General features: G+C 72.2%; 12 protein-coding genes. 6 read left to right on the plus strand and 6 right to left on the minus strand.

Annotation, left to right across the window (positions count from 1 at the left end; translation table 11 throughout):
- The first annotated feature begins 46 nt into the window (after positions 1 to 46).
- Together FNH09_RS00835 and FNH09_RS00840 are read left to right on the plus strand one after the other, a co-directional pair.
- Positions 47 to 1,780: an ABC transporter transmembrane domain-containing protein gene (locus tag FNH09_RS00835; RefSeq protein ID WP_162467939.1), complete on the plus strand. Its 1,734-nt coding sequence runs from the start codon at positions 47 to 49 to the stop codon at positions 1,778 to 1,780.
- The gene (locus FNH09_RS00840) at positions 1,780 to 3,708 is read left to right on the plus strand and encodes an ABC transporter ATP-binding protein (RefSeq protein WP_152884013.1); all 1,929 of its coding nucleotides are present in this window, start codon (positions 1,780 to 1,782) and stop codon (positions 3,706 to 3,708) included. The genes FNH09_RS00835 and FNH09_RS00840 overlap by 1 nt, the downstream gene beginning before the upstream one ends.
- A 60-nt stretch (positions 3,709 to 3,768) precedes the next feature.
- Here FNH09_RS00840 and FNH09_RS00845 read toward each other — a convergent pair whose 3' ends face one another.
- The 5 genes from FNH09_RS00845 to FNH09_RS00865 all read right to left on the minus strand — a co-directional run bounded on the left by FNH09_RS00845 (position 3,769) and on the right by FNH09_RS00865 (position 11,073).
- Entirely contained in the window at positions 3,769 to 5,034 is a 1,266-nt protein-coding gene (locus FNH09_RS00845; protein ID WP_338017422.1) for an RNA polymerase sigma factor, read from the minus strand.
- A gap of 313 nt (positions 5,035 to 5,347) precedes the next feature.
- Positions 5,348 to 7,249 carry a DNA primase gene (gene dnaG, locus FNH09_RS00850; RefSeq protein WP_162467940.1) on the minus strand — a complete coding sequence of 634 codons (1,902 nt, stop codon included), beginning with the start codon at positions 7,247 to 7,249 and terminating at the stop codon, positions 5,348 to 5,350.
- 53 nt (positions 7,250 to 7,302) lie between these two features.
- The gene (locus tag FNH09_RS00855) at positions 7,303 to 8,568 is read right to left on the minus strand and encodes an FAD-dependent oxidoreductase (RefSeq protein ID WP_162467941.1); all 1,266 of its coding nucleotides are present in this window, start codon (positions 8,566 to 8,568) and stop codon (positions 7,303 to 7,305) included.
- A 166-nt stretch (positions 8,569 to 8,734) separates the two neighbouring features.
- Entirely contained in the window at positions 8,735 to 10,084 is a 1,350-nt protein-coding gene (locus FNH09_RS00860; protein WP_152884015.1) for a deoxyguanosinetriphosphate triphosphohydrolase, read from the minus strand.
- Between the two features lie 95 nt (positions 10,085 to 10,179).
- Positions 10,180 to 11,073, minus strand: coding sequence for a sirohydrochlorin chelatase (locus FNH09_RS00865; protein ID WP_152884160.1), 894 nt, complete (start codon positions 11,071 to 11,073; stop codon positions 10,180 to 10,182).
- Positions 11,074 to 11,403: 330 nt separating this feature from the next.
- On the opposite strand from FNH09_RS00865, the gene FNH09_RS00870 reads away from it, so the two are divergent.
- Positions 11,404 to 12,090 (plus strand): SanA/YdcF family protein, encoded by a 687-nt coding sequence (locus FNH09_RS00870; protein ID WP_152884017.1) that lies wholly within the window; start codon positions 11,404 to 11,406, stop codon positions 12,088 to 12,090.
- A 64-nt stretch (positions 12,091 to 12,154) separates the two neighbouring features.
- Here the strand turns inward: FNH09_RS00870 and FNH09_RS00875 are convergent, their stop codons facing one another.
- The gene (locus tag FNH09_RS00875; RefSeq protein WP_162467942.1) at positions 12,155 to 12,577 is read right to left on the minus strand and encodes a gamma-glutamylcyclotransferase; all 423 of its coding nucleotides are present in this window, start codon (positions 12,575 to 12,577) and stop codon (positions 12,155 to 12,157) included.
- A 175-nt stretch (positions 12,578 to 12,752) separates the two neighbouring features.
- Here FNH09_RS00875 and FNH09_RS00880 point away from each other — a divergent pair, with 175 nt between their 5' ends.
- The 3 genes from FNH09_RS00880 (at position 12,753) to FNH09_RS00890 (ending at position 16,051) form a co-directional block, all read left to right on the plus strand.
- The gene (locus FNH09_RS00880) at positions 12,753 to 14,411 is read left to right on the plus strand and encodes a M4 family metallopeptidase (protein ID WP_152884022.1); all 1,659 of its coding nucleotides are present in this window, start codon (positions 12,753 to 12,755) and stop codon (positions 14,409 to 14,411) included.
- A gap of 316 nt (positions 14,412 to 14,727) precedes the next feature.
- Positions 14,728 to 15,249, plus strand: a complete 522-nt coding sequence (locus tag FNH09_RS00885) for a hypothetical protein (RefSeq protein WP_152884024.1) — start codon at positions 14,728 to 14,730, stop codon at positions 15,247 to 15,249.
- A 181-nt stretch (positions 15,250 to 15,430) separates the two neighbouring features.
- Positions 15,431 to 16,051: a class F sortase gene (locus tag FNH09_RS00890; RefSeq protein ID WP_152884025.1), complete on the plus strand. Its 621-nt coding sequence runs from the start codon at positions 15,431 to 15,433 to the stop codon at positions 16,049 to 16,051.
- Positions 16,052 to 16,131: the final 80 nt, after the last annotated feature.

The following is a 16,131-nucleotide window of genomic DNA, read 5'->3' on the forward strand; positions in this document are numbered from 1 at the left end:
CAGGGGCAACCGTTTCGCCCCTGTCGCCGACTCCGAGAGACGTAGCGTGCTCATACGACTTCTGCGGACCTATCTCAGGCCCTACAGGAAACCCATCACCGTCCTGGTGCTGCTGCAGCTGTTGCAGACCTGCGCCACCCTCTACCTGCCCACCCTCAACGCGGACATCATCGACCACGGTGTCGTCGCCGGTGACACGGGCTACATCCTCAGCCGCGGCGGTCTGATGGTCGGCATCTCGCTGGCCCAGGTCGTCTGCAACATCGGTGCCGTGTACTACGGCGCGCGTACCGCCTCCGCGCTCGGCCGGGACGTGCGCGGTGCGGTCTTCGACCGGGTGCAGTCGTTCTCCGCGCGCGAGGTGGGCCGCTTCGGCGCGCCCTCGCTGATCACCCGGACGACCAACGACGTGCAGCAGGTCCAGATGCTGGCCCTGATGACGTTCACCCTGATGGTGTCGGCGCCGATCATGTGTGTGGGCGGCATCGTCCTGGCCCTGGGCCTGGACGTGCCGCTGTCCGCGGTGCTGGTCGCGGTCGTACCGGTGCTGGGCATCTGTGTGACGCTGATCGTGCGCCGGCTGCGTCCGCTGTTCCGGGCCATGCAGGTGCGCCTGGACACCGTGAACCGGGTGCTGCGCGAGCAGATCACCGGCAACCGGGTCATCCGCGCGTTCGTGCGCGACGAGTACGAGCAGCAGCGTTTCCGGAAGGCCAACACCGACCTCACCGAGATGGCCCTGGGCACCGGCAACCTGCTGGCACTGATGTTCCCGGTGGTCATGACGACGGTGAACGTGTCGTCGATCGCCGTGGTGTGGTTCGGCGCGCACCGCATCGACAGCGGCGGGATGGAGATCGGTGACCTGACCGCGTTCCTCGCCTATCTGATGCAGATCGTCATGTCCGTCATGATGGCGACGTTCATGTTCATGATGGTGCCGCGCGCGGAGGTGTGCGCGGAGCGGATCCAGGAGGTCCTGGACACCTCCTCCAGCGTGGTGCCGCCCGTCGCGCCGGTGCGTGAGCTGAGCCGGCACGGTCATCTGGAGATCCGCGGGGCGGGATTCCGCTACCCGGGTGCCGAGGAGCCCGTGCTGAAGGCGATCGACCTGGTGGCCCGCCCCGGTGAGACGACGGCCGTGATCGGCTCGACCGGCAGCGGCAAGTCGACCCTGCTGGGGCTGGTGCCCAGGCTGTTCGACGCCACCGACGGCGAGGTGCTCGTCGACGGGACCGAGGTCCGCGACCTCGATCCGCAGCTGCTGGCCCGCACGGTCGGGCTGGTCCCACAGAAGCCGTACCTGTTCGCGGGCACGGTGGCGACCAATCTGCGCTACGGCAATCCGGACGCCACGGACGAGGAGCTGTGGCACGCGCTGGAGGTGGCGCAGGCCAAGGGGTTCGTCGAGCGGCTGGAGAACGGCCTGGACTCGCCGATCGCCCAGGGCGGCACGAACGTGTCGGGCGGTCAGCGCCAGCGGCTCGCCATCGCGCGCACGTTGGTGCAGCGCCCGGAGATCTACCTGTTCGACGACTCCTTCTCGGCCCTCGACTACGCCACCGACGCGGCCCTGCGCGCGGCGCTGACCGCCGAGACCTCCGAGGCGACCGTCGTGATCGTCGCCCAGCGGGTGTCGACCATCCGCGACGCCGACCGGATCGTCGTGCTCGACGAGGGCCGGGTCGTGGGATCCGGCCGCCATCACGAACTGATGGCGGACAACGAGACCTACCGGGAGATCGTGCTCTCCCAGCTGACCGAAGCGGAGGCTGCCTGATGGCCGGGCCCATGGGGCGGATGATGGCCGGGGGCGGTCCGGAGAACCGCTCGCTGGACTTCAAGGTGTCGGGCCGTCGGCTCGTCGCGCAGTTCAAGCCCGAACGGCTCACCATCTACGCGCTGCTGACGTGCGTGGTGGTGAGCGTGGGCCTCAGCGTGGTCGGGCCGAAGATCCTCGGCCGGGCCACCGACCTGGTCTTCGCGGGGATCGTCGGCCGGCAGATGCCGGCCGGGGCCACCAAGGAGCAGGTCCTCGACTCCATGCGGGCGCGGGGCAACGGCGCCGTCGCCGACATGCTGCGCGGCACGGACTTCACTCCCGGCCAGGGCATCGACTTCGACGCGGTCGGCCAGGTGCTGCTGCTCGCGCTGGGCACCTTCCTCTTCGCGGGCCTGCTGATGGCGTTCGCGACGCGGCTGGTGAACCGGGCGGTCAACCGGACCATGTTCCGGGTGCGTGAGGACGTGCAGACGAAGCTGTCGCGGCTGCCGCTGTCGTACTTCGACAAGCGGCAGCGCGGCGAGGTGCTCAGCCGGGCCACCAACGACATCGACAACATCGGGCAGACGCTCCAGCAGTCGATGGGCCAGCTCATCAACTCGCTGCTGACGATCATCGGTGTGCTGGTGATGATGTTCTGGGTGTCGTGGCTGCTGGCGCTGGTCGCGCTGGTGACCGTGCCGCTGTCGTTCGTCGTGGCCACCCGGGTGGGCAAGCGGTCGCAGCCGCACTTCGTGCAGCAGTGGCGCACCACCGGCAAGCTGAACGCGCACATCGAGGAGATGTACACCGGGCACACCCTGGTGAAGGTGTTCGGGCGTCAGGAGGAGTCGGCGAAGCTGTTCGCCGAGCAGAACGACGCGTTGTACGAGGCCGGTTTCAAGGCGCAGTTCAACAGCGGGATCATGCAGCCGCTGATGATGTTCGTGTCGAACATCAACTATGTGCTGGTGGCCGTCGTCGGCGGTCTGCGGGTGGCCTCCGGGTCGCTGTCGATCGGTGACGTGCAGGCGTTCATCCAGTACTCGCGCCAGTTCTCGATGCCGCTGACGCAGGTCGCGTCGATGGCGAACCTGGTGCAGTCGGGTGTCGCGTCCGCCGAGCGGATCTTCGAACTCCTCGACGCCGAGGAGCAGCAGGCCGATCCGGTGCCGGGCGCCAAGCCCGAGGAGCTGCGCGGGCGGGTCGCGCTGGAGCACGTGTCGTTCCGCTACGACCCCGAGAAGCCGCTCATCGAGGACCTGTCGCTGAAGGTGGAGCCCGGGCACACGGTCGCCATCGTGGGCCCGACCGGCGCGGGCAAGACCACGCTGGTCAACCTGCTCATGCGGTTCTACGACGTCACCGGCGGGCGGATCACCCTCGACGGCGTCGACATCGCGGAGATGTCCCGGGACGAACTGCGCGCCGGGATCGGCATGGTGCTCCAGGACACCTGGCTGTTCGGCGGCACGATCGCCGAGAACATCGCGTACGGCGCCTCGCGGGAGGTCACCCGCGGGGAGATCGAGGAGGCGGCGCGCGCCGCGCACGCCGACCGGTTCGTGCGCACGCTGCCCGAGGGCTACGACACCGTGATCGACGACGAGGGCAGCGGGGTCAGCGCCGGTGAGAAGCAGCTCATCACCATCGCGCGGGCGTTCCTGTCCGACCCGGTGATCCTGGTGCTGGACGAGGCGACGAGTTCCGTCGACACCCGCACGGAGGTGCTGATCCAGAAGGCGATGGCGAAGCTGGCGCACGGGCGTACGTCGTTCGTCATCGCGCACCGGCTGTCGACGATCCGGGACGCCGACACGATCCTGGTGATGGAGGACGGCTCGATCGTGGAGCAGGGCGCGCACGCCGAACTGCTCGCGGCGGGCGGGGCCTACGCGCGGCTGTACCAGGCGCAGTTCGCGCAGGCCGTGGCCGAGGTCGACTGACGGCCGACCGCCGCCGACCCCGGGGGGCCGCTCGCACTCGTACGAGGTGGGCGGCCCTCCTCAGTCCAGGTAGCCCCTGAGCTGGTCGGCGAAGGTGTGGTCGCGCAGTTTGTTCAGGGTCTTGGACTCGATCTGGCGGATGCGTTCCCGCGTCACCCCGAAGATGCGGCCGATCTCCTCCAGGGTGCGCGGGCGGCCGTCGGCCAGTCCGTAGCGCAGCTGGACGACCTTGCGCTCGCGCTCGCCGAGGGTCGACAGGACCGCTTCCAGGTGCTGCCTGAGCAGCAGGAACGCCGCCGACTCCACCGGTGAGGCGGCGTCGCCGTCCTCGATGAGATCGCCGAGGGCGACATCGTCCTCCTCGCCGACGGGCGCGTGCAGCGAGACCGGTTCCTGGGCCAGGCGGAGCACCTCGCTGACCCGCTCGGGCGCCAGGTCGAGCTGGCCCGCGACCTCTTCCGGGGTGGGCTCGTAGCCGCGTTCCTGGAGCATGCGGCGCTGGACGCGCACGACCCGGTTGATCAGTTCCACGACGTGCACCGGCACCCGGATGGTGCGGGCCTGGTCGGCGAGGGCGCGGGACATGGCCTGGCGGATCCACCAGGTGGCGTAGGTGGAGAACTTGTAGCCGCGGGCGTAGTCGAACTTCTCCACCGCCCTGATCAGGCCCAGGTTTCCCTCCTGGACCAGGTCGAGCATGGTCAGGCCGCGGCCGACGTACCGTTTGGCGACGGAGACGACCAGCCGCAGGTTGGCCTCGATGAGACGGCGCTTGGCCATCCGGCCGAGGACCACCAGACGGTCCAGGTCCAGGGCCAACTGGCTGTCCAGGTCGGGGGTGTTGAGCAGCCGCTCCTCGGCGAACAGCCCGGCCTCGACCCGGCGGGCGAGCTCGACCTCCTCGGCCGCGGTGAGCAGCGGGATGCGCCCGATCTCGCGCAGGTACTGGCGGAACAGGTCCGAGGACGGGCTGGCGCTCTCGGTGCGGGCGGGCGGCGGTTCGACGGGCTCGGGGGCCTCGTCCCGGGCGACCTCCTCGGCGGAGGGTTCCGCCGCTTCGGGCGGATCGTCGAGATCCGCCCCGGGGTCCGCCTCGGCGTCCGACTCGGGGTGGTGGGCGGCACGGTCCTGCGGGGGCACGGCGACCAGCACGTCGGCCGGCGCGTCCGGCTCGACGCCGTCCGCGGCGCTCCCTTCGCCGTTCCTGCCGCTCTTCGCGGCGCCGTCCGCGGCGCCGCTCTCGCGGGCCTTCTCACGGCCGTTCGCGCTGCCGTTCTTGCCGCGGTGCGTGCTTGCGTCGGTCTGGGTGAGGGTCTGGGTCTGCACGGGGGCGACCTCCAGGATGATCGCTGCTGAGGTGTGCGCAGCGGTACTTCGGCAACGGGGCAGGCGGCCTTGCCGCCGTCCGTCCCGTACGCGATGAGCGGAATCGCGGGGGGTGTGGACCCGTGAATGACGGGTCGGCCGCGCTCCGAGGACTCAGGCACCGGAACCCAGTGTGGAGTACGACACATCGCCGCCACGAGGGGCGTGCGGTGACTTTTTGCGTCCGGTCCGTGACCGCACGCAGATCCCGCCCCTACGGGTACGCAGTCCCGCGGAACTCAAACCGCCGCGGACCGCCGGGCCCGGCCGGGCCTCAGAGGGCGGCCGCGCCCTGCTCGCGCAGGGTCTGGTCGTACTGCTGGAGGATCCACAGTTCGTTCTGCACGGCGGCCAGTTGGCCCGGGTCGCCCTGGGAGCCCAGGCGGGCGAGGGTGGACTGGATGTCCCGGATCCGGCGCTCTACGGCCCGTCTGCGCACTGTCACCAGCTGCTCGCCCGCGTAGTTCTCGTCCACCGTACGGCGCATGATCGCCTCGACCGCGAGTTCCGTCACCATCGCGCGGACGGTGTCGTCGGGGGCGGCCTCGCGGACCCGGACCAGGTACTCCTGGCCGTCCTGGATCCCGTACTCGGCGCCGCCCGCCTCCATGACGGCCAGGCGCACGGCGGCGTAGGGCGCGGCGGTGAACTCGTCGACGCCGTACGCGTCGAAGGCCGGGGAGACCAGTTCCGGGCGCTGGAGGGCGAGTTTGAGGAGCTCGCGCTCGGTGGCGTAGACGGGGTTGCGGAGGTTGAGGGCCGGGCCGCCCGCGGCGGGGCGCGGGGCGGCCTCGTAGGGCTGGGCGCCGCCGTGGGCCGGGGCCGGGCCCTTGCCGCCGCGGTCGCGGGCCCAACGGGCCAGCTGTGCCACCCGCTTGACCACGAACTGGGTGTCCAGGATGCCGAGCATGCCCGCCAGTTGGACGGCGACCTCGTGCTGGGCGCCGCTGTTCTTGATCCGGGCGACGATCGGGGCCGCCTCGTCGAGGGCGGCGGCGCGGCCCGCGGGGGTGTCCAGGTCGTAGCGCACGACGATCTGGCGCAGCGCGAACTCGAAGAGCGGGGTGCGTGGTTCGACCAGGTCGGCGACCGCCTCATCGCCCTTGGCGAGCCGCAGGTCGCAGGGGTCCATGCCGTCCGGCGCGATCGCGATGTACGTCTCGGCGGCGAACTTCTGGTCGTCCTCGAAGGCGCGCAGGGCGGCCTTCTGGCCGGCCGCGTCACCGTCGAAGGTGAAGATCACCCGGGCGCTGCCGTTGTCCATCAGCAGCCGTCTGAGGATCTTGATGTGGTCGCCGCCGAACGCGGTGCCGCAGGTGGCGATGGCGGTGGTGACACCGGCGAGGTGGCAGGCCATGACGTCGGTGTAGCCCTCGACGACGACGGCGCGGCTGGACTTGGCGATGTCCTTCTTCGCCAGGTCGATGCCGTAGAGGACCTGGGACTTGCGGTAGATCGGGGTGTCGGGGGTGTTGAGGTACTTGGGGCCGTTGTCCGTCTCGTACAGCTTGCGGGCGCCGAAGCCGACGACGTCGCCGCCGATGTCGCGGATCGGCCACATCAGTCGGCCGCGGAAGCGGTCGATGGGGCCGCGGCGGCCTTCCTGGGCGAGGCCGGAGAGGGTCAGTTCCTTGTCGGTGAAGCCCTTGCCGCGCAGATAGCGGGTGAGGTGGTCCCAGCCCTGGGGGCTGTAGCCGACGCCGAAGTGGACGGCGGCGGCCTGGTCGAAGCCGCGCTCGGCGAGGAAGATCCGGCCGGTGTCGGCCTCGGGGCCGGTGGCGAGCTGTTCGGCGTACCACTGGGCGGCGATCTTGTGGGCCTCGACCAGACGGATGCGTTCGCCGCGCTGGTGGGCGGGGTTGTAGCCGCCCTCCTCGTAGCGCAGGGTGATGCCGGCCTGGGCGGCCAGGCGCTCGACCGACTCGGAGAAGGTGAGGTGGTCGACCTTCATCACGAACGTGATGGTGTCGCCGCCCTCCTGGCAGCCGAAGCAGTGGAAGAGTCCCTTGCTCGGGCTGACCTGGAAGGACGGCGACTTCTCGTCGTGGAACGGGCACAGGCCCTTGAGGTTGCCGCCACCCGCGTTGCGCAGCTGGAGGTACTCGGACACGACGGCGTCGATCGGGACCGCGTCCCGTACCGCCTTCACGTCCTCGTCGTTGATCCGTCCTGCCACGATGCGATTCTACGGGGCCGGACCGACACTCCCGGGGCCGGCGGGGCACCCGGTCAGGAGACCAGGCTGTTCAGGGGCACGTGCGGGTCCGCCAGCGCCTCGGTGTCCACGGCGGCACCGGACCGGATCAGCTGCTGGATCGGCTCTGTGACGTCCCACACGTTCACGTTCATGCCGGCCAGCACCCGGCCCTCCTTGACCCAGAAGGCGACGAACTCGCGCTTGCCGGCGTCGCCGCGGATCACGACCTGGTCGTACGACCCCGGGGGCGCCCACCCGCTGTACTCCATCCCCAGGTCGTACTGGTCGGAGAAGAAGTAGGGCACGCGGTCGTAGGCGACGTCCTGGCCGAGCATCGCGCGGGCGGCGGCCGGTCCGCCGTTGAGGGCGTTGGCCCAGTGCTCGACGCGCAGCCGGGTGCCGTAGAGCGGGTGGGGGAAGGAGGCGACGTCACCGGCGGCGAAGATGTCGGGGTCGGAGGTGCGCAGCCGGGCGTCGACCGCGATGCCGCCGCCGTGCGCCCGGTCGGCGAGCTCCAGGCCGGCCGCCTCCGCGAGGGCGGTCCGCGGGGCCGCGCCGATCGCCGCGAGAACGATGTGCGCGGGGTGTTCCTCCCCGTCGTCGGTGCGGGCGGCCAGCACCATGCCGTCCTGGCCGACGATCTCGGTGAGGCGCACGCCGAAGCGGAAGCGGACGCCGTGCTCCTGGTGCAGCTCGGCGAAGACGCTGCCCAGCTCGGGGCCGAGGACGCCGTGCAGCGGGGTCGGCTCGGGCTCGACGACGGTGACCTCGGCACCGTACTCGCGGGCCGCCGCGGCGACCTCCAAGCCGATCCAGCCGGCGCCCGCGATCACCAGGTGGCCGTTGTCGCGGCCGAGGGAGGCGAGGACCCCCTTGAGGCGTTCGGCGTGCGAGAGGCGGCGCAGATGGTGCACCCCGGCCAGGTCCGTGCCGGGGACGTCCAGGCGGCGGGGTTCGGCACCGGTGGCGATCAGCAGCTTGTCGTAGTGGGCGAGGGTGCCGTCCTCACCGGAGCGGACCGTCCTGGCGACCCGGTCGAGAGCGGTGACGGTGTTCCCCAGGTGCAGCTCGATGTCGTTGCGCGCGTACCAGGCGGGCTCGTGCACGAAGACGCTGTCGCGTTCCTCCTTGCCCAGCAGATAGCCCTTGGACAGGGGCGGGCGCTCGTAGGGGTGGTCGCGTTCGTCGCAGATCAGTATCACGCGGCCGGTGAAGCCCTCCGTCCTGAGCGTCTCGGCCGCCTTGGCCCCGGCCAGGCCGCCTCCGACGATGACGAATGTCTGATCCGCGTCGACCACTTGTTGCCTCCTACAGGGGGTCTCGGGGGTGTCTCCCCGGAAAACACTGCGGGTGCCGCCACATGCGAGCCTCCCGCACACGGCGTGGGGCGGGAAGAGGGGGTGACCCGATCAGGCCACGCAAGGTCACGTTCGGGTGCTCTTCCGCCTCAGGAGTGAACGGTGCTCACGGGCTGCGCCGGGCCGTCAGCCAGGCGTGCAGCGAACGGGCCGAGGCGTCGGTCAGGGAGGCGATCTGGTCGACGATCACCCGCTTGCGCGCCCGGTCGTCACCCGCCTGGTCGAACAGCGCGCGGAACTGGGGGTCCAGTCCCTCCGGGGCGCGCGCGGTGAGCGCCTCGGCCAGTTCGGCGACCACGATCCGCTGGTCGGCTCTGAGCAGTTCCTGCTCGGCGCGCTGCATCACATAGCGGTCGGCGACCGCCTTGAGGACCGCGCACTCCAGCCGGACCTCGCGCGGGACGACGAGCTCGGCGCCGTAGCGGGTGAGCCGTCCGCTGCCGTACGCGCCGCGGGTGGCGCCCTCGGCGGCCAGGCAGAAGCGGCCGATGAGCTGGCTGGTGGCGTCCTTCAGGCGGGCCTGGGCGACCGCCGAACCGTCGTAGCCGTGCGGCCACCACTCCTGCGCCAGGAGCCGGTCCAGGGCCTCGGCGAGCTCGGCGGGGTCGGTGTCCGCGGGCACGTACCGGCCGACGGCGACGGCGAAGATCTCCTGGCGCTCGGGCTCGGCATGCAGACAGCCGGGGTCGACATGGCCGGCGTGCAGGCCGTCCTCCACGTCGTGCACCGAGTACGCCACGTCGTCCGCCCAGTCCATGACCTGGGCCTCGAAGCAGGCACGAGTGCCGGGGGCGTCCTTGCGGACCCAGTCGAAGACCGGCCGGTCGTCCTCGTAGACGCCGAACTTCGGGGAGGCCGGGTCGGCCGGACGGGCGCCTCGCGGCCAGGGGTACTTGGTGGCCGCGTCGAGTGCGGCACGGGTGAGGTTGAGGCCGACGCTGACGAGGTCGGCGCCCACCGCGGCGGCGCCCGGTGCCGCCGCCGGGTCCCGGACGAAGCGCTTGGGCTCGATGCGGGTGAGGAGCCGCAGCGACTGGGCGTTGCCCTCGAAGCCGCCGCAGTCGGCCGCGAACTCGTTCAGCGCCTGTTCGCCGTTGTGCCCGAAGGGCGGGTGGCCGAGGTCGTGGGAGAGACAGGCCGCCTCGACGAGGTCGGGGTCGCAGCCGAGGGAGGCCCCGAGCTCACGGCCGACCTGGGCGCACTCCAGGGAGTGGGTGAGCCGGGTGCGGGGGCTGGCGTCCCACCCCTGGCCGCGGGTGCCCGGGGTGACGACCTGCGTCTTCCCGGCCAGGCGGCGCAGCGCCGCGGAGTGCAGCACGCGCGCGCGGTCGCGCTGGAAGGCGGTGCGGCCCGCGCGTTTGTCGGGCTCGGCGGACCAGCGCTCGACGGCCGGCCCGTCGTATCCGGCGGGCAGTGCGCTGTCCTCGTACGTCCGGGGCGGTGTGGTGCCTTCCATGCCACGACAGTAAGCGCAGGCAGTGACAATCGGGACGTTCACCCCCGCCTGCGGGCCGCGCCCCGCCTTCGGGCTTCCTCGGCCGCGCTTCGGCCTCAGGCCGGGATCCGCGCCGGGGGCGGGGGTGCGGCCGGGGTCGCGGGCGCGGCGGGGACTGTGCCCTCCGTGGCTGTCGCGGGTGCGGTCGTGTCGGCAAGGCCGGTCTCGCCGGCCGCGCGTGCCCGGTCGTAGCGGTGCAGGACCAGGCGGGCCATCGCCGGGTGGGCGCCGAGGGGGGCGGAGGCGAGCCAGGGGGCGGCCTCGGCACTCTGGGTGGCGAACCGGCCGGGCGCGGTGAAGTACCCGGCCACCGCGACCCGGTGGCGGCCGCGCCCGGCCAGCGCGCGCACGGCGGTGCGGACGTCCGGCGCGGCGGCGGAGGCGTACGCGGGGAGCACCGGGACGCCGAGCCGTTCGGCCAGCTGCCGGGCCGTGGCCCGGGTGTCGAGCGCCGACTCCGGGTCGCGGGAGCCGGCCGCGGCCAGCACCACCCCGCTCGCCCGGCGTTGCGCGTCGCTCATCCGGGCCCGCCAGCCTGCCTCGACCAGACGTTCGTACAGGGTCTCGACGAGCAGCGGGTGCGGGCCGAGCGGGGCCGCCACGCGCGTGCGCACCCGGGCGCCCGCCGCCGTCCGCGGGATGTCCTGTTTGACGTGGTGACCGCGGCCGAGGAGCAGCGGCACGAGCACGGCCTCGGGCACGTCGCGCGCGTCGAGGGCGGCGAGCGTGTCGGCGAGCAGGGGCTCGTTCAGCTCGATGTGGCCGAGGTGCACGGCCAGTCCGGGCCGCAGCTCGCGGACCCGGTCGAGGAGGGTTCGGACCGTGGCCAGGGCGCGCGGGTCGCGGCTGCCGTGGGCCACCAGGACGAGCGGGGGCGGGGCGGGGCGCCGGCTGCCGTCGAGGGCGACGAGACTGAGCCGGCCGGCGAGCTGCGTGCCGATCCGGTTCATCAGGTGCGCCGTGCTGTCGAGGTGGGCGCCGCCGGGCAGCGGGCTGCCGGGGCGGCGGTGGTCAAACCCGTCGGAGGAGGAGAGCGACACCGTCATGGACCGATCGTGACGGCAGGACATTGCCTTCCCGTTGCATGGGAGTGACGGGTTTTTTCCATGGGTTCACGACGGGGCACGCGGAGTGTGTGAGGTACCGTGACCTGCGGCGACGGCATCGAACGTGAGTCCGCTCACACCGTGGGCGGCGAACCCGGACCCCGTGGTCCGCGTCCTTCATGGTCGAGAGCGGCCACGGCGCCCCGCCGCGGCCACCTGGGGAGGGACCGTCCGATGCGCCGACCGAAGCTGGGCCGACCTCGTCTGCCGCGCACCCGCGCGGGCCGGCGGCGCGCGGTGCAGGCCGTGATGGCCGTGTGCGTCCTCGCGCTGACCCCGATCACCTGGCTGTACGTCTCGACCGGCGACCGGCTGCGCACCACCGCCGACGCGCCCCGCACGGAGGTCGCCGTCGTCTTCGGCGCGGGACTGTGGGACGGCGAGCCCTCGCCGTACCTCGCGCACCGCCTCGACGCGGCGGCCACCCTCTACCGCGCCGGCCGGATCGAGGTCGTCCTCGTCACCGGCGACAACAGCCGCGAGGACTACGACGAGCCGGACGCGATGCGCGCCTATCTGACGAAGCACGGCGTGCCCGCCGCGCGGATCGTCAGCGACTACGCAGGCTTCGACACCTGGGACTCCTGCGTCCGCGCCAAGAAGATCTTCGGCGTGGACCGGGCGGTACTGATCAGCCAGGGCTTCCACATCCGGCGGGCGGTCGCGCTGTGCGAGGCGGCGGGGGTGCGGTCGTACGGCGTCGGTGTCGACGCCAAGCACGACGCGACCTGGTACTACGGCGGCACCCGGGAGGTCTTCGCGGCGGGCAAGGCCGCGCTGGACGTGCTGTTCGAACCGGACCCGCACTTCCTCGGCCCCAAGGAGCCCGGGGTGAAGCGGGCCCTGACCACCGCCCGGTGAACCGGCCGGCGGACCGGCCCGGGCAAAGCGCGCCGCCGACCAGGACCGCGGACCGCGGACCAGGTCAGCCGCAGGCCCGCCAGTCGCCGCCCTCGACGATCCTGCCGTCCGCCCGCAGGCGCTCGGCGACCGCCGGGGCGGCGACGTACACCCAGGCGCGCACGGCCGCGCCGTCGGCGTCCCGGCCGACCTCGCGCTCGACGCGCAGGTAGAGGCTGCGCGGATCGCCGGGCACGTACTCCTCCAGCCGGTCCAGCTCGGCCAGCAGCTCGTCGTACGCGTCCACCGGGACGGTGACCAGTTCCCCGCGCACCCCGCCGCCGCCGGGCTCCTCCACGGCGTACGGGTATCCGGGTCCGTCGTACAGCACCGCGCCCGCGAGTCGGGCCGGGTGCGCGGAACGGGTCCGGCCGCGCAGGTAGGCGTCGTGATAGCGCCCACCGGGCCGGAGCGTCCCGTAGACGAAGAAGGGAAGTTGCTCCCGCACGCTCACTCGGTCTCCCACCTGTACAGCCACGCCGTCGCAGCGTTGCAGAAACGATTCTCAGCCCTCACATCTCCTCCCGATAGGGCTATGGACATGACATGTCATGCCCCCTTAAATCTTGCGGAGCACATCCAGCGCCCCCCACGCGCCCGATGGCGCCTTTCCGAGGAGACCGATGAGTCGGATACGGCAGTACGTCAGCTCGGTTCGCAGGTCCCGCCGTCTCGCCGCCGCCGGCGTGGTGGCCACCACCGCCACCCTGCTGGCCGCCGCGCTCTCCCCCGCCGCCGACGCGGCCGACAGACCGACCAGGGCCACCGCGCTCCGCAACGCCGCGACGGTCGTCGCCGACCGGGCGGACGCCCTCGGCCTGACCTCCGTCCAGCACACCCGGGTCCGCGACGTGATCATCGACAAGGACGGCGCGCAGCACGTCCGCTACGACCGCACCTACCGCGAACTCCCCGTCCTGGGCGGCGACTTCGTGGTCCACCTGGCCCCGGACGGGACGTACCGCAGCACGGACCGGGCGACCCGGGGCACCCTCGACCTGCCCTCGATCACCCCCGCCCTTTCCGCCCCGAAGGCCGCCGACGCCGCGGCGACCGCGCTGCGCGCCGCCCGTCCCGGCCAGACCCTGCGCAAGGTCACGGCCAAGCCGCAGTTGATCGTCGACGCGCTGCACGGCAGCCCACGGCTCGCCTGGCGCACCGACGTGGCCGCCCTCGACTCGCTCGGCAACCCGGTGGCCCGCACGGTGCTGACCGACGCCCGCACCGGCGCCCGGATCGACGCCTGGGACAGCATCGAGACGGCGACGGGCGACGGGCAGTCGCTGTACGGCGGCACGGTGCCGCTGGAGACGACGCTGTCGGGATCGACGTACCAGCTCAAGGACGCGACCCGCGGCAACACGTACACGGGCGACGCCGCCAACAAGACCGACCTGTGCATCTTCGGCATCTGCATCAGCCGGGCGCCGTCGACGGTCTTCACGGACGCCGACAACCACTGGGGCACGGGGGCGACTTCCGACCGCGCCTCGGCCGCGGTGGACGCCCAGTACGGCACGAACACGACCTGGGACTACTACAAGAACGTCCACGGCCGCAACGGCATCGCCGGTGACGGCAAGGGCTCGTACAACCGTGTCCACTACGGCAACAACTACAACAACGCCTTCTGGGACGACAGTTGCTTCTGCATGACGTACGGCGACGGTGACGGGACGACGTTCGGCCCGCTGGTCGCGCTGGACGTGGCGGGCCACGAGATGTCGCACGGCGTCACGTCCAAGACGGCAGCGCTGACCTACTCCGGCGAGCCGGGCGGCCTGAACGAGGCGACCTCCGACATCCTCGGCACCCTGGTGGAGTGGTACGCGAACAACGCCTCGGACCCGGGCGACTATCTGATCGGCGAGGAGATCGTCCGGTCGGGCTTCGGCAAGGCCGCCCTGCGCTTCATGGACCAGCCCTCGAAGGACGGCAACTCCGCGGACTGCTGGAGCTCCTCGGTCGGCAACCTCGACGTGCACTACTCCTCGGGCGTCGCCAACCACTTCGCGTACCTCCTCGCGGAGGGCAGCGGTGCGAGGACCGTCAACGGCGTGAGCTACAACTCGCCCACCTGCAACGGCTCGACGGTCACCGGCATCGGCCGCGACAAGCTGGGCGCGATCTGGTACCGGGCGCTGACGGTCTACATGACGTCCTCGACGAAGTACGCGGGCGCCCGGACGGCGACCCTGAACGCGGCGAAGGACCTGTACGGAGCGAGCAGCCCGGAGTACGCGGCGGTGGCCGCGGCCTGGAGCGCGGTGAGCGTGAGCTGACCGCGGAGCTCCGACGCGGCCGGGGCCGGTCCCTTCGGGGCACCGGCCCCGGTCGCGTCTCACCCGTTCATCCCCCCGCCGCGCATCCTTCACGGATCTTCCTCCGTGCGCCGTCGCACGCCTGTGACCTGCCGAAACAGCGGCGGTCCGGGATCCGCGCCGGATTTCGTGACACCCGTTCACCGCAATTCTGACGCTCCCTCAGGAAGCGGTCCGGGTCCGCTGCCACTTACCTCGGAGAAGCGGGGCACGACCGACGCAGCGGCATTCCAGGGTGTCGCGGGCCGTCGCCCCGCCACGAGCCGAGGGAGCACCGATGCGACGTACCGCCCGTCTGCTGACCGGCACCGCGCTCGCCGTGGCCGCCGCCGGCGCGGTGGCCGCGCCCGCCTACGGCGGTGCCACCGGCAGCCTGGAGGTGTACCCGTCCACCACCGTGCCGGGCGGGCAGGTCACGGTGAACACCGCGGCGTGCGGCAACGGCGGTTCGGCCGCGGGGGACGCCAGCGCGGTGGGCGCCGGGCTGTTCACGCTGGCGCCCAGCACCCACGAGAACGACGCGATCGGGCAGTTCCGGGTGCCGCCGAGCGCGCAGCCGGGGACGTACGAGATCGTCGCGGCCTGCGCCAAGGGCGGCCGGCAGGTCACGGGCGACCTGAACGTCACCCTGACCGCCCTGTCCGGGCAGGTGCAACCGAGAGGAAGCGTGAAGACGGGGGTCGGCGGCGCACTCGGCCCCGACCCCGTGCAGACCGCGGCAGGCTTGACGGCGCTCGCCGTGGCCGCCGCGGGCGGTACCTGGCTCCTGCATCGCCGGGCGAGAGGCGACGGGATCTGACGGACACCCTCCGCTGTCCGTCCGCCGGTACCGCATGTCCCCTCCCCTCCGGGTCCGACGCCCCTCGCGGCCCGGAGGGGGCACGGGGACCGACCGCCCGGGAGACGCCGACTTCCCGGGGAGAGGGAGAGGAAAGGACTTCCGGGAGGCAGGGGGAGGAGAAGGAGAAGAGGAGGCAGGCATGTCCAGGGTCGGGAACACCGCCATAGCCACCGTCAGCGTCGTCGCGCTCTGCTCGGGCGTGCTGCTGCTGCGCGATCCGATCGGCATCCATGCCCCGCCGCAGCCCTCCGCCGCGCAGGCGCACGCCGACCCGGGCGGCGAACGTGCCGCCGCCCCCGCGCTGCCGCCGTCCCCGCCCGACCGCATCCGCATACCGTCGATACGCGTGAACGCCCCGCTGACGGGGCTCGGTCTGACGAGCACCGGCAGCCTCGACGTCCCGCCCGCCGGGAACAAGAACCTCGCCGGCTGGTACGAGGCGGGCACCACCCCGGGCGAGACCGGCACCGCGATCGTGGCGGGCCACGTCGACAACACCGAAGGACCCGCCGTCTTCTACGACCTGGGCGCCCTGCGCAAGGGCAGCGCCATCGAGGTGGACCGGCGCGACGGCAGTGTCGCGCTCTTCACGGTCGACGCGATCGAGGTCTACGAGGCGAAGGACTTCCCCGACGAGAAGGTCTACGGGGCCTCGAAACGCCCCGAGCTACGGGTGATCACCTGCGGTGGCGGCTACTCGCGCAGCACCGGGTACCAGGGGAACGTGGTCGTCTTCGCCCATCTCACCGACAGCCGCTGAGCCCCGACGCACCCATGCCCGGCCGGCCCCCCGGCTCCGCGCCTCCCCGCGCGGCCACCGCCGGGCCGTCCCCCGGTCCC

The organism is Streptomyces adustus (genome assembly GCF_009377175.1).
GTDB classification, from domain to species: domain Bacteria; phylum Actinomycetota; class Actinomycetes; order Streptomycetales; family Streptomycetaceae; genus Streptomyces; species Streptomyces adustus.

Coding starts and splice junctions, on each gene's coding strand:
- FNH09_RS00840 (WP_152884013.1), top strand. CDS start 1,780: ATGGCCGGGCCCATGGGGCGGATGATGGCCGGGGGCGGTCCGGAGAAC.
- FNH09_RS00860 (WP_152884015.1), bottom strand. CDS start 10,084: ATGGAAGGCACCACACCGCCCCGGACGTACGAGGACAGCGCACTGCCC.
- FNH09_RS00865 (WP_152884160.1), bottom strand. CDS start 11,073: ATGAACCGGATCGGCACGCAGCTCGCCGGCCGGCTCAGTCTCGTCGCC.
- FNH09_RS00870 (WP_152884017.1), top strand. CDS start 11,404: ATGCGCCGACCGAAGCTGGGCCGACCTCGTCTGCCGCGCACCCGCGCG.
- FNH09_RS00880 (WP_152884022.1), top strand. CDS start 12,753: ATGAGTCGGATACGGCAGTACGTCAGCTCGGTTCGCAGGTCCCGCCGT.
- FNH09_RS00885 (WP_152884024.1), top strand. CDS start 14,728: ATGCGACGTACCGCCCGTCTGCTGACCGGCACCGCGCTCGCCGTGGCC.
- FNH09_RS00890 (WP_152884025.1), top strand. CDS start 15,431: ATGTCCAGGGTCGGGAACACCGCCATAGCCACCGTCAGCGTCGTCGCG.